This window comes from Nitrospinota bacterium (assembly GCA_016208975.1).
Lineage (GTDB): Bacteria > Nitrospinota_A > UBA7883 > UBA7883 > JACRLM01 > JACQXA01.
Window position 1 is genome coordinate 83456 of sequence record JACQXA010000004.1, and the last position, 13459, is coordinate 96914.

14 protein-coding genes are annotated in these 13459 nt (G+C 56.4%); 6 read left to right on the forward strand and 8 right to left on the reverse strand.

Annotated elements, in window-relative coordinates; genetic code table 11:
* Nucleotides 1–2 precede the first annotated feature (2 nt).
* From HY751_03875 to HY751_03890, 4 genes are all read left to right on the forward strand, one after another.
* Nucleotides 3–1862, forward strand: coding sequence for a sensor histidine kinase (locus HY751_03875; GenBank protein ID MBI4665530.1), 1860 nt, complete (start codon nucleotides 3–5; stop codon nucleotides 1860–1862).
* A gap of 10 nt (nucleotides 1863–1872) precedes the next feature.
* The gene (gene selB / locus HY751_03880; GenBank protein MBI4665531.1) at nucleotides 1873–3801 is read left to right on the forward strand and encodes a selenocysteine-specific translation elongation factor; all 1929 of its coding nucleotides are present in this window, start codon (nucleotides 1873–1875) and stop codon (nucleotides 3799–3801) included.
* A gap of 229 nt (nucleotides 3802–4030) precedes the next feature.
* A complete protein-coding gene (locus HY751_03885; protein MBI4665532.1) occupies nucleotides 4031–5173 on the forward strand; it encodes a two-component system response regulator in 1143 nt (380 codons plus the stop codon).
* Nucleotides 5174–5191: 18 nt separating this feature from the next.
* Nucleotides 5192–6157: a zinc dependent phospholipase C family protein gene (locus tag HY751_03890; GenBank protein MBI4665533.1), complete on the forward strand. Its 966-nt coding sequence runs from the start codon at nucleotides 5192–5194 to the stop codon at nucleotides 6155–6157.
* A gap of 279 nt (nucleotides 6158–6436) precedes the next feature.
* Here HY751_03890 and HY751_03895 read toward each other — a convergent pair whose 3' ends face one another.
* From HY751_03895 to HY751_03930, 8 genes are all read right to left on the reverse strand, one after another.
* Entirely contained in the window at nucleotides 6437–6967 is a 531-nt protein-coding gene (locus tag HY751_03895) for a DUF523 domain-containing protein (protein ID MBI4665534.1), read from the reverse strand.
* Nucleotides 6957–8309 (reverse strand): sensor histidine kinase, encoded by a 1353-nt coding sequence (locus HY751_03900; GenBank protein MBI4665535.1) that lies wholly within the window; start codon nucleotides 8307–8309, stop codon nucleotides 6957–6959. The genes HY751_03895 and HY751_03900 overlap by 11 nt, the downstream gene beginning before the upstream one ends.
* Complete coding sequence (locus HY751_03905) at nucleotides 8309–8977, reverse strand: response regulator transcription factor (protein ID MBI4665536.1); 669 nt, start codon at nucleotides 8975–8977, stop codon at nucleotides 8309–8311. Before HY751_03905 ends, HY751_03900 begins: the two co-directional genes overlap by 1 nt.
* 7 nt (nucleotides 8978–8984) lie before the next feature.
* Nucleotides 8985–9311, reverse strand: a complete 327-nt coding sequence (locus HY751_03910) for a PepSY domain-containing protein (protein MBI4665537.1) — start codon at nucleotides 9309–9311, stop codon at nucleotides 8985–8987.
* On the reverse strand, nucleotides 9299–9919 hold the full coding sequence (locus tag HY751_03915) for a diheme cytochrome c (GenBank protein ID MBI4665538.1): 621 nt from the start codon (nucleotides 9917–9919) through the stop codon (nucleotides 9299–9301). The genes HY751_03910 and HY751_03915 overlap by 13 nt, the downstream gene beginning before the upstream one ends.
* A gap of 19 nt (nucleotides 9920–9938) precedes the next feature.
* Complete coding sequence (locus tag HY751_03920) at nucleotides 9939–10349, reverse strand: DUF1924 domain-containing protein (GenBank protein MBI4665539.1); 411 nt, start codon at nucleotides 10347–10349, stop codon at nucleotides 9939–9941.
* Between the two features lie 7 nt (nucleotides 10350–10356).
* Nucleotides 10357–10932, reverse strand: a complete 576-nt coding sequence (locus tag HY751_03925; GenBank protein MBI4665540.1) for a cytochrome b/b6 domain-containing protein — start codon at nucleotides 10930–10932, stop codon at nucleotides 10357–10359.
* A gap of 76 nt (nucleotides 10933–11008) precedes the next feature.
* Nucleotides 11009–12658 carry a transporter gene (locus tag HY751_03930; protein ID MBI4665541.1) on the reverse strand — a complete coding sequence of 550 codons (1650 nt, stop codon included), beginning with the start codon at nucleotides 12656–12658 and terminating at the stop codon, nucleotides 11009–11011.
* Between the two features lie 113 nt (nucleotides 12659–12771).
* Here HY751_03930 and HY751_03935 point away from each other — a divergent pair, with 113 nt between their 5' ends.
* Together HY751_03935 and HY751_03940 are read left to right on the forward strand one after the other, a co-directional pair.
* A complete protein-coding gene (locus tag HY751_03935; GenBank protein ID MBI4665542.1) occupies nucleotides 12772–13023 on the forward strand; it encodes a MoaD/ThiS family protein in 252 nt (83 codons plus the stop codon).
* A 3-nt stretch (nucleotides 13024–13026) separates the two neighbouring features.
* The gene (locus tag HY751_03940) at nucleotides 13027–13443 is read left to right on the forward strand and encodes a molybdenum cofactor biosynthesis protein MoaE (protein MBI4665543.1); all 417 of its coding nucleotides are present in this window, start codon (nucleotides 13027–13029) and stop codon (nucleotides 13441–13443) included.
* Nucleotides 13444–13459: the final 16 nt, after the last annotated feature.

The window sequence follows — 13459 nt, forward strand, 5'->3', positions numbered from 1 at the left end:
TAATGGCGGAAAAACCGGGCCTGGCAATGGAAAGGAACGAAAAGCTATACATAGCTTTCGTGTGGCTTGGGGCCCTGTTACTGCTTTGCTTCGTCATCTGGATGGGTTACAGCCTTAACAGCTCCGTGAAGGCCGAGAACGAGCGCTCTTTCGTGCGGAACATGGGCTACCTGGCGGAGTCTTCCGCCAAATCCATCCAGATCCATTTCGAGAACATCACATCCGAACTGGTCCTGCTAACCCAACTGGACGTGATAAAGCGGAACGACCTTCAATGGGCGGACATAGTGTTCCAGCAGGAGATCAAGAAATACCATGAGCGCATAAGCCACATGATATTGCTCAACGGCCTTGGGCAGGTGTCGCTTATGATAACCAAAGACCCTGCCCCGGCTACGCTGATGCCCCACGTTAAGGAGTTTTTCGACAAAACCATGCCCGGCAAAGGCAAACAGCCGGTGTTGGTGAACATAAGCGAGAACCTTATCGTCACCCCCACGTTCCGTGGGCTGGGTGTTGGCACTCCCATATTCCAGAAGGTGGAAGCCCAGGCCCCCGGCCGCGCCCGGCCCAGCTCCATTTTCGCCACGGGAATGATTATGGCCCTGTTGGGGGCCGACGACCTGGTGGGCGAACTGCTGGAGCCAGTGCGGCTGGAGGAAAGCGGGTTCGCGTGGCTTGCGGTGGGGGGTGGAGACATCCTCGCCAACAAGAAACGGATGGAGACATTCCTGCGGGGCGCCTATGGCCCCCAAGGGACCACGGCCAAACTCCAGGCGGATTTCTCCAAGGTTATAAAAGGCGCGGCGGCGCCAGGCTGGACACGCCTTGAAGGGGAAAAACTTTCGTTCCGCACCGCCCTGGGCGGGGATGAATGGTTCGTGTCTGTGGCGCAAACTGAAATCCGCGACCAGAAATGGACCGTGGCGGTGGCGGCCCCGTCTTCCGAGGCGGCGCGCCTGTTAAACCAGAGCTTCTGGCAATCCGTGCTTCTGCTGGCGCTGGTGGCCCTTATCCTTTTTCTTGGCGGATCACTGATAACCCAGGCGGAGCGGCGGCTTATTCGCGCCGAGGAGCGGGCCTTGCACGCGGCGGAACTGGAGCGTAAAAACATCGCCCTTGAAGAGCTTAACAGGAGGATGGACGAGTTTGTGGCCGTGGTCTCCCACGACATCCGGTCGCCCCTGAACGTCATCCGGGGGTTCATAAAGCTCATCCGCTCGGCGCCGGAAGGGTCGGCTTTCGAAAGGGAGACATCTACAATGTTGCGCTCCAGCAACCGCTTGCTCCAACTGGTTAACGACATACTGGACGTGTCCAAGCTGGAACAGGGGGCGGCCCGGCTGGCGTATGACCCTATAACGCTGGACAATATCATAGAGGAAAGCGTGAAGACCATGGAGTTCGCCGCGCTGGAGAAGGAGCAGGACATCCGCATGGACCTGGGGGAGAAAACCGCCATGGACGCGGACGAGGCCAAGCTTTTACAGGTGATGAACAACCTCATCGGCAACGCCATAAAGTTCACGCCTCGCGGAGGGAATATCACCGTCACCAAACGGACCGAAAACGGCGCCGCCATAATCATGGTGTCCGACACAGGCCCTGGCATCCCGCCAGAGGAACAGAGCGCGGTTTTCGAGAAGTTCGAACAGCTGAAGATGAGCCAACAGGGTGTGGAGCCGGGCTCCGGGCTGGGACTGGCCATCTGCAAGGGTTATGTTGAACTTCACAGGGGAAACATACGGGTTACCTCCAACGCCGGGCAAGGCTCCACTTTCCATGTAAGCCTTCCGTTAAAAAGGCCGGGAAGGGAGGAAAAAAACGCTCCCGGTAGCACGTCCGCCAGCGGCGTGTCATAACGCAAGCTCCATGGCCGAAAAATCAGTCCATCTCATCATAGGCGCCGCCGGGCACATAGACCATGGCAAGACCAGCCTCATAAAAACCCTCACCGGCATAGACTGCGACCGGCTGGAGGAGGAAAAACGCCGGGGTATAACCATAGACCTGGGTTTTGCCATGCTACCCCTGCCCGATGGCCGCGTGGCCGGGATAGTGGACGCGCCGGGACATCAGCGGTTCGTCCACAACATGCTGGCCGGGGCCACGGGGATAGACATCGCCCTCATCGTAGTGGCCGCCGATGACGCGGTGATGCCCCAGACCATTGAGCACCTTTCGATAATGGAGCTGTTAAATATCAAACGGGGCGTGGTGGCCATTACCAAGGCGGACCTTGTGGACGCAGAAACCCTGGAACTGGCGCGGGCCGATGTGGCGGGGCTTTTAGAAAGCTCATCCTTCGCCGGATCGAGAATAATCCCATGCTCCACGGTTACGGGGCTCGGTGTGGAAGAGATACGGCAGGAGTTGTTCCGGCTCGCCTCCGAGCCTTCGGAAAAGCCGGTGAACGCGTTTTTCCGGCTACCCATAGACCGCGTGTTTACGATAAAAGGACACGGCCTGGTGGTAACCGGCTCCGTATATAGCGGGTCGGCCTCGGCTGATGACTGGCTGGAGGTGATTCCCGGGAATATAAAGTCGCGGGTACGAAGGGTTCAAAGCCACGGGAAAACCGTTGAATCGGTAAGCGCGGGAACCCGGGCCGCCATAAACATAACCGGCCCGGAGAAAGACGACCTGAAACGGGGAATGGCGCTGTGCCACCCTGCCATCGCGGCCGGATACACCATTTTCAATGGTGAAATAACCTGTCACCGGCTCTCCCCCCTTCCCATCGTTCATGGCCGCTCGTATTTCCTTCACGTCCACACCGCCGAGACGTTGTGCAGGGTGTTCCTGGGGTGTGAGGCGCGGGAGCTGAAACCGGGTGAAAGGTGTTTTGGCCAGGTTAGGTTCGAAAAGCCAATCCACTTGCTCCATGGTGACCGGTTCGTGCTCCGTTCATCCTCGGCGATGGAGACGGTGGGTGGAGGAACGGTTCTGCTACCCGGTGGAAAACCGTTGGGAAAAAGGAAACTGGGCGGGATGAAAAGCCTGTGGGAATCCCTCGCCCGAAAAGATTCCGGCATGAGAGCCATGATAGCCTCCACCAAAGGCGGGATGGGCGCCGGTGAGGTTGCGCGATTGTTCAACATTCCGCCAAAAGACATTCCCGGCGTCATCGGGAACACGCAGGGAATCTCCAGCTTTGAATGGAAAGGCTCCACATGGTTTTATGATGACGCCGACGGAGAACGGATAGTTTCATCGGTGGTTTCCGCCGTAGAACGGTTCCATAAACAAAACCCGGCCCTGCTGGGGATGGAGGAATCGCTGTTATACAAAACGGCGCTGGCTGGCATGGATGAATCGCTGGCGGCCTACTGGGTGCGCCGGGCGGCGCGGGATAAAAAGCTGGAGTTTGACGGCCCCTTGTTAAAGCTTGCGGGGCGTAGCGCCGTGTTCGAGGGGGAGAATGAAACGGCGCGGTTAAAATTCACCGCAGTGTTTCAGGACGCTGGGCTTGCGCCTCCCAAGCCGGAGGCGGTCTTCGAAAAACTTGGGCTAAAAAAAAGCGAGGGCTCCAAGCTGTTAAAGTCCATCCTGCAACGGGGGGACATCGTTTCCGTGGCTCCGGATTTCATGCTGGCCGGCAACGTTTACAGTAACGCCAGGGAAAAACTTGTGGCCGAGCTTAAACTGGAGGGGAAGGCGGATACGGCCCGGTACCGCGACATTCTGGGTTGCGGACGAAAGACCGCCATAGACCTGCTGGAGCATTTCGACAAGACCGGCCTTACCAAACGGGTGGACAACAAGGGAACCAGGATTCTACTGACCTTGGAAAAAGGGTAGTGTCCCGGTTTGAAAGTACAGGGGAGATTCTTCACTTACGCTCAGAGTGACAATATAAAAGCCGTTGATAACATTGTCATCCTGGGCGAAGAGCAAGCGAAGTGAAGGATCTGTCTGTTATTTGAGATTCAAACCGGGACACCACCGGAAAAAGGTAACCCTTGAAAACCTTGCAAATAATGAAATAATAGCTTTTCTTAAACTTTTAACAAACTTGCAAACCTTACAGATGGCCGAAGAGAAGGAAATCAAGCAGACGATACTTGTTGTTGACGACAACGAAGACAACGTTTTTCTGCTGGAACACCTGCTGACCGCCCAGGGTTACGCCGTCATACCCGCATACGGCGGGGAAGAGGCGATGAAAATCATCGAAACCCGGCAAACGGGGGTGGACCTGATCGTCCTGGACATCATGATGCCGGGGATGGACGGGCTGGAGGTGACCCGCCGGGTGAAACAGTCGGCGGAGCTTCGGATAATACCCATCATGCTCCTTACCGCGGGCCGGTCCAACAACGAGGATGTGGCCAAGGGGTTGGACATAGGCGCCGACGATTACCTTATAAAACCTGCGGAGAGGGTGGAGCTGATGGCCCGGGTACGGTCGTTATTGCGCTCCAAACGGCTCCAGGACGAGTTGACCGAGAAAAGACGGAAGCTGGAGGAAATGAACGACCATCTCCAGCAGTTGGTGGAGGAGCGGACCATAGAGATTCTCCTCACGCGGGACGCGGCCATTTTTGGCCTGGCCAAACTTGCGGAGAATCGCGATCCTGAAACCGGGGCCCATCTGGAGCGGATAAGGAACTATACCCGCGCGCTGGCCCAGCGGTTAAAGAAAAACCCGAAATTCGAACCGGTGGTAAACGATGAGTTCGTAGGCAAAATATACCAGTCCAGCCCCCTTCACGATATCGGCAAGGTGGGCATTCCCGATCACATATTGTTAAAACCGGGAAAGCTTACGCCGGAAGAGTTCGAGGTGATGAAAAGGCACTCGGCTATCGGAGGGGATTCGCTCGCCGCCGCCCAGCGGGGGGACGATTCAGCCGAGAACTTCCTTTCCATGGGGCGCGACATAGCCTATTACCATCACGAAAAATGGAACGGCACTGGCTATCCGAAGGGGCTGAAAGGGGAGGAAATCCCGTTGTCCGCCCGCATAATGGCGTTGGCAGACGTTTATGACGCCCTGGTGAGCAAAAGGGTTTATAAAGAACCCATGACCCACGAGGACGCCCGGGAGATAATCATGCACGGGTCAGGAACCCATTTCGACCCTGACATAGCCCAGACTTTCTTTGCCATCGAAAAAGAGTTTAAAAATATCAGGGCCGATTTCGAGGACGAACCAGTCCTGCGGCATTGAGCGTGGAGGCTCTTCTAAATGCCCAAGGAAATAACCCACTGGAGCCTGGCAAGGATAGCCGCCAAAGCCCTTGGCGAGGGAAGGGCCCGAAAGGCTATGGAGGCCAACCCTAACCTGTACCTTATCGGCGCAATCACGCCGGACACCCCTTATTACGCGCTATTTGGCGTGAAAGGGATTTTCACGCCGGTGGGAGACAATGTACACTCGGTTAACGGCGGAAACAGTTTTGAGCATGTGGGCCGGATCCTGGCCGCGAAACCCTCCGGCGCGGATGAAAACCTTGCGCTGGCCCTGGGCATAAGCACCCACATTCTCGCCGACGCGGTTTTCCACCCCATGGTCTATTATTTCACCGGCGATTACGCCGACCCGGATCCGGAACGCAGGAAAAAAGCGGTGGCGAGGCACAGAAGGCTGGAGTCGCTCATGGACATTTATTACGTCAACAAGCTTACGCCGCCCCTGGACGGTCTGCTGAAAAATATGGTAAACGCCAAGGAAGCGGCGGATTCCAACGTTGGCCGCATGCTGTCCCGTTATTTCTTCGGCGCGGAATCCAACGCGGCCCAGGCGCTGGAAGCCCTATCGCATCATTCATGGATACAACGGTCATTCTTTAGCCAGGCGGTCTCAACGCTAATTGGCGCCGCTGGTGTTTTCGGCGGACTGGACGAATACAAAGCCCTTTTTTATCCCCCTAAAGGCTCCGCGACGCACGAATTCTTCCTGACGCCCATCAGTTATCTGCACCCCGTAACCGGGGATAGGGATGAAGTGACCATGGATCAGCTTGAGCAAAGGTTCGTCAACAAGGTTTTGGATTTCTTTAGCGGCGTTGAAACAGCTTTAAGCGATGGGACAATAATGGACTTCATGGCCCATACGCGTGGCCCATCGCTGGAAACCGGTATGGCGGAAACCGTCAGACCTCCCTTCAAACATTTCGCGGATCCTTCCATAATGGCGATGTTCGACATCTGAGCATCTTCCCTCATCGTCTGTTTTCGCTACGCCAGTTGTGTCCTGAAAGAGGACTGCATTTCCCGGAAAAGTGGCCATTTGGCCACTAATAGGCCCGTTTTCCACGTTGGCGCGATGTATGCACCTTTTCATGTAAAAGGTAGTTGGGATAACCATATTGCCGGAAGGAATGGAACATGTCACGCACTACCGTGGAAACAGTAACAAACATAGTGATGGGGGCGCTGGCGCTGTTTTTCGTATGGGCGCTGACGGGGAGTTTGAACTGAACAGACGCCGTTAGAGGCGTTTATTTCCCGGGGGTAGATTTAACACCTGGGCGATGAACGTCTCCAGGATTTCCTGTTTGTCCAAGGCCGAATCCTCCGCCACTGGCACGCCGGGAGCTATCTCCATAAATACCCGGGCAAAGATGCCTTTGCCCATCACCGTGGAACCGTCTTCGGCAAGTATCTCCACATTCTCCACCCCGCAACTAGGTGACCTGCTTTTCAGCACGAGCCCCTTAAGGCTCCCACCGGTTTGGGACCATACCATGCGGGCGTAGTTTTCCAGAGGACCTGTGTATCCTACGTTGAAATTGTCCGCCAACACCGCCCTGGTTTTTTCCACCGTCCCTACCAGGCGAATTGGGGAGCGTGGCGTTGGGAGGCCTATCCCGGTTTCGGGGCACAACGGGACTAGTGTGAAGAACTCCTCCAGCCTCGCCATGAGCGGGACGTTCAGTTTATGCCCGCCATCGTAACGCACGAATTGGCCCACAAGGCAGGCGCTGACGCCTACCTTTGGTTTTTCTTTTCTAGTTTCCATCGCCAACCTTCATGCCGGAGCCGGGAATCATCGCATCGGCGCGGAAGCCCTTGAGTTTACCGGAGCGGCCAAAGCTTAGAGCGCCGGAATAGCTTTCCACGATGTCAGAGGCGATGGACAACCCCAGGCCGTGCCCTACCACCGATTCATCCAGCCTGGCGCCCCGTTTCGCGAGTTTCTCCATAAGCTCTGCCGGGCAGCCGGGCCCGTCATCCTCCACGATGATGTGAGTGCCCTCGCTAATTTCAATCGAAAGCTCCACCCCTGCCCGGGCCCATTTACAGGCGTTGTCCATCAGGGCGCCTATAAGCTCAACCATGTCCTCCCTGTCCGCCGGGGCCATTTTCTTATCGCCATTTAAGCGCCATAAAATCCTGAGGTCCTTTTCCCGGTACATTTTTTCCAGCGTGGACACAAGCTCGGGGATCTCTTTTTCAGGCTCGAACATCCCTCCCGGTGAAATGGAACCGGCCAGCCTCGCTTTCGCCAGGTTTCTTTCCACCAGTTCATGGATAACCCTTATGTTCCTGTCAACCTCCTCTCTCGCCGAAGGGCTTTGCGGGGTGGTTTGCCCATCTGAAATCTGGCTAAGAATTGAAAGAGGCGTTTTGATGGCGTGGGAGAGGTTCCCTAAAGCCTTGCGCGAACGCTCCAGCCGGGCGCTCATGATAGCGAGAAGACGGTTGATTTCCATCACCAGTGGTTTGGCCTCGGCTGGCACATCCTCACCGATGGCGGGAACCAAACCACGTTCGAGCCGCAACACGTCATCCCTGGCCCGGAACAAAGGTTTTAAACCCATGCCAACCAATATGTACTGGGCGAAGATAATGATTGCCAGCGCCCCGGCGGACATAAGGGCGTACTCCCGCCTGAAAGCCGAAAGACCCGCTTCCATGGAAGTTACATCCTCGGCTACGGCTATCCTCACTACCCTGCCCTGTTTTTGAAATGATGCGGTGAAGGTTATAAGTGTTTGCCCCTGTGGGCCTGGGGCGCGGCCTATGGACTTACCGCCCACAGGCTGGGTTTCATCGGGCAATTCCTCATCCCACAAAGAGCGGGACCGGGCCACAAAGCCATCAGACCAGATGCGGTAATAATGGCCGGAAAATGGGCGCTGATACACAGTATTTACAAGGCCGCCATTTATGGACATGGAGCCCCGCCCATCGAAAGACACCGCAGTTAGCAAGGTTTCCACGTCATGCTCCAGCCGGGACCGGGCGTAGTCTTCCGCCACCTTCCGGATGGCCCCCGCCACCACCACCCATTGGAGGGCGAACAGAATGACAAGTCCCAGCGAAAGCCCGGCGGTGAGTCTTGCCTTCAGCGACCCCATCAGGCCGCCTCACCAAAAACGTACCCCTGGCCCCGGCGGGTGGTTATCATCCCCTCGCCTATCTTGAGCCGGAGCCTTCGTATGTAAACCTCCAGCACGTTGGAGTCTTTCTCCGAATCCGCGTCATAAACCCGCTCGATAAGCGAGGAGCGCGCCAGAACCTTGCCGGGGTTGAGCATGAAATACCGTAACAGCCGGAACTCCACTCCTGTTAAAGTCTCGGTCGAGCCGTCGGCCATGGTGACACATTGGCGTTCTTCATCAAGCGTCAATCCAGCCGCTGAAAGCTTTTCGCCAGGCGTGGTGGAGTGGGACCGGCGGATAACGGCCTTTATCCTTTCCACCAGCTCCTCCACATGGAATGGTTTGCCCAGGTAATCGTCCGCCCCGTGTTTGAATCCTTCAACCCGTTCGTTCCAGGCGTTTCTGGCGGTAAGAATCAGCACCGGAACCCGGGCCCCGCGACGGCGCCAGTCCGCCAGCGCCGAAAGGCCCGGCTTGCCAGGCAAACCCAGGTCCAGGATCACCGCGTCATAAATTCCATCGGGGTCAATTTGCGCGGCGTCGGCGCCGTTGTCTATGATATCCACGGTGAAACCCTCCGCAGCGAGACGGTCCTTGAGCTTCCGGCCCAAAGATGGGTCGTCCTCCACCAGAAGGAGTTTCATTCAGCCGTCAGTCCTCTTTTTCTATGGATAAAACCGCGCCCGTTTTGGCGTCCAGCCGCATTTCCCATACCACGCCCGCCTTGTCCAGAATCTCGGCCTCGTAAACGTATCCGCCCCGCTCTTTTTCCAGCTCAACCTCTAAAGCCCTACCGGGCTTTTTCGCCAGGGCTTTCTTTAATATAGCCTCCAGTGGCAGGATGTCCCCAGCCTGTTTGAGTTTCCTGGCTTTTTCGTGCCCCTCGCCGGCCCAACTCCGCCCGGCTGGAAGGAAAATAACGGCGGCTGTTAAAACCACAACCGCCGTTAGGTTCATAATGCTTTTCAATCGTCCCATCTTCCTACGCCCGGGATGTTCACCTCATGCTCGTTGTACGAGCCTTCGTCCGCCTGCACATGGCACCGGTTGCAATGGCTGAGCGATTTCACTTTCGTGCCCGGCGAGTAGAATTTCCTGGGGATCTCGTCATGCTCATGGGTAAAGTACGGCGTTTGGCTGATACGCAACAGCGGCTCCTTGCCCCTAAGCGACTTCGTGATCCGCACAGATGTTTTATACTCTGATTTATCCGAGGCGTTGTCCGCCAGGTATTTCATTATAGCCTTGGCTTCCTCCGGCGGCAGTTCCGCGTCTTCACCAAAATGGTCCGTAAGGCCGTCCATCACCTTCCGCCAGGATTCAACAGGTAGCAGGCCAGGCTGATAGGCGAAATGGCACGAGCCGCACTCCCTTTTATAAAGGCCGCTGGTGGTTCTGGCCACATCATGCGCTCCCCGCATATTCTTTCGTGTCTCAAACGGCCCATGACCGTCATCATCTTCATGGCCGTCTCTTTCCAAACGCCCGTTAAAATCCCGCTCGGCCAGGGCCAGGCCACCGGCCAACATGAAAATCCCGCCGCAAACGGCCAGGATTATCATCGCCGTTATACCTTTTCCGCCCATTCCACTATCCTTTCCCATTTTACTGTTTCTTTATATACAGAAGTAAATCGCCCTTCTCCTGCGGCGTGCATTCCCTGCCAAGGGTCCCTTTGCAGTTTCGCTTCAGCCATTTCTCAATGAAGGCCGTATCTGTCAGCCGCTTGCGGTTCACCGACGGGGCCAAAGGCTCGATGTTTTCCCCTGTCTCCTTATGCTTGCCGGATTTTTTAAACTCCGCGTTGTGGCAGGATACGCAGGAGACCGGTTTTCCCGTGGATTTGCTTGTGAACTCCGTATTCCAGAGCTTTTCGCCGCGCCCGGCGTTGAAACTTTTCGCGCCCTCGGTTTTGTACTTGTCCAACAGGACATCCGCGGCGGCGGCCAGCGCGTATCCGGCGCCGGCGGTGAAAGTGGCCGCGACGATTAACAGACATGCCAGTAACAATCTCATAATACGTTCACTCCTTCTGAAATCCAGTTTTGTAACCGGTGATCATTGACCAAACCAGGTTCTCCCGGTGAATAACGCTTTCCAGCGCCGCCCCGGCCAAGTGGATAAAAGCCATGGCCAGCGTTGTGTTTGCGAAAAACCCGTGAATATCCTCCAGTTCGTCCTCCCAGCCCCTGCCCCGGCTGAACAGGAAGCCTAGAGGCCCGGCCATCTCCTCCGCTCCGTATGCCAGAACGCCAGAGCCCGCAGTGGCCAGAATCAGCGCCATCAGCGCTACCGCCATGGCCGCGGCGGCGGGATTGTGCCCCAGATACCGGTTATGCGTGGCCGTGAGCATCGCCGAAAGATGGGCCATCACATCGGCCGGTTTGTGCAGAAATGCCTTTATCGAACCGAACCCGTCATCCACGAATCCCCAGGCCAGACGGAAAAACACAAGCCCCGCGGCGGCGTATCCCGCGGCGGCGTGAACGTTTATAGACCCGTCCTCCGTGACGAACGCCAGAAGGAACAGGGCCGCCAGGCCCCAATGAAATAGCCTCACCGGAAGGCGCCATACTTTCACCCGTTCCGCTTTGCCCATGACTTGCCAACTCCATGGTGGATTGATCATGGTTAGAGGTTAACGGGTGAAGCTTAAGCGAATATGAAAGGAGTGTTTAGAAATTAAGGAAGGAATTGGCCAGCAGAAGCTGGGCCAGCAAAATCTTCGTGATGGTGGCGGCGGGATATACCGACGAATAACCAAGGTTGGGAATGTCGCTTCTGGCCTGTTCCAGCGCGAATCCCAGCGCGGCTGGCTGGGTGTGGATGCCCGCAACCATGCCTGTAAGGGCCCCGAAAGGTATTTTTAACAGCTTGTACCCAACAGTAAGCGCCAGCATGGACGTTGTGAATGTTATAACGGCCCCGGCGAAAAAGATTACAAGCCCGCCGCCGTCCATAAACGTGTTCACAAAACCGTATCCGGCGCGGGTGCCCACCCCCGCCAGGAACATTACAAGGCCTATCTGCCGCAATGTCATGTTGGCGCTGTACGGGATGTTCCACACCATGGGGCCAGTACGCCCCAACGCCCCCAAAACAAGACCTGCCACAAGCGGCCCGCCAGCGAAACCAAGTTTCACCTCGGTTCCGCCCGGCAACGTAATGGGTAGTATTCCCGCCAGAAGGCCCATGGCAAGCCCCAGGCTGAAGGTCATTATGTCCACCTCGCTGACGGCCCGGTAAGAATCCCCGAAAAAGGCGCTCACCTCGGCCATCCTGTCCCGCCGGGCCACCACGCGCACCCTGTCGCCAAGCTCCAGAATTGTGGAGCCAGACACCACCTCGTCGGAATCCCCCCGGCGAAGGCGCGTCACCACGGCGCAATATTTTTCGTCCACCTTCAGCTCTTTTAACTTTCTTCCCGCCACTTTCGGGTTGGAGACGAAAATGCGCCGCACCTCCAGGTCGCCCTTCTCCTGCTCTATATGCTCCGCGGAAGGCTCACCGAGGTAATGGGATATTTTTTCCAGTTCATCGTGGGGGCCAACAACCGCAACCAAATCGCCCAGCATAAGTTTGGTTTCCCCCACGGCCACGAAAAAATCGTCACTCCGTTTAACCCTGCCGAACGCGGCGTTCCACTGGTAAAGGATGAACATCTCGCGGATGGTGAGGTATGTGGCTTCGTTACGGGTGACGAGAAACGTGCGGGTGATAAGCGGCTCTTTGCCTGATATCACGTCTTTCATCTTCGCCGCCTCGGCTTCGTAATCCACCTTCCATATCCGCTGTGCCAGCGTTATGGCCAGAAGTATGCCCACCACCCCCATGGGATAGGTGATGGAATAGGCTATCACCGGTTCGGAGAGGGCCTTTTCCACCACTTCTTTTGGCGCTATGCTCTTAAGCGTCTCCAGCATTGCCGCCAGCGCCGGGGTATTGGTCAAACTCCCGGCGAACATGCCGCTGGCCAGGGTGGACTTGATGTTGAGAGCCCATGCGGCCAGTACCGTGGCCACGGTGGCGAAAAATATGGCGCCAAGGGCTAAAGCGTTGTTCCTCACCCCCTCTTTGCGGAACGACGAGGCGAAGGATGGGCCTGAAGACAGCCCGATGGTGTAAACGAAAAGCGCCAGCCCGAGGATATAAATTATCTCCGGCAGTTTCAACTCCGGGTGGAGCGACCCGAAAAGAAGCCCGGCGAAAAGCACCGCGGCCACGCCCAGGCTACAGCCAAATATTTTAATGCGCCCTAGCGGATACCCCACGGCGGCTACGATGAAAAGGTATAAAAGGGGATTGTGGGCGAGAACTTCATAAATTCCGGTCATTCTAACTTCCCCCATTCAGTGGCGGCTGTAAACTTGATTATATTCCACTATAATGGCTCCATGCGGCAATTTGAAACCTTACGCTGGTTTATATTTGGTTAATTATGGCGACACTTAAATTCTTCGCGTCCGTAAAAGACAGGGCTGGAAGAGAGGGGATGGAGGTTATCGTCTCGGCCCCCACCCCTCTAAAAACGTTCCTTGCAGACGCGGCCCGGGCTATTGGGGTGGACTCGGCCATATTGACACACCCCTCACTCTTGTTCGCCATAAACCAGGAAATGCAGGGGCTGGATGCGATGGTGACGAACGGTGACGAGGTGGCCGTCCTTCCGCCTCTTTCAGGGGGGTTATAGGCCGTGGCCAGGCTCCAGCGGGAAAATTTCGACATTGGCGCCGAGACTTCGGCGCTTATCGCAAAGAATGGAGCCTCCGGAGGAACGGTGGCTTTCATAGGGACCGCTCGGGATTTTTCCCGGGGCGAGAAGGTTGTAGCGCTGGAGTTCGAACATTACCAGGGCATGGCCCAAAAAGAGATGGAAAAACTTGAGGCCGATGCGAAGAACAGGTTCGGCGTGCTGGACTGCCTTATAATCCACCGGTTGGGCAGGATTCCCGCCGGAGAGAACATCGTTCTGATTATCGCCGTGGGCGCCCACCGCCCCGAGGCGTTCGACGCTTGTGAATGGCTGATAGACGAGTTGAAAAACCGTGTGCCCATCTGGAAAAAAGAGATCTTCGTAAACGGCTCCCATTGGGTGGAACCCCACCCTTAACCCGGCACGGCGCCGC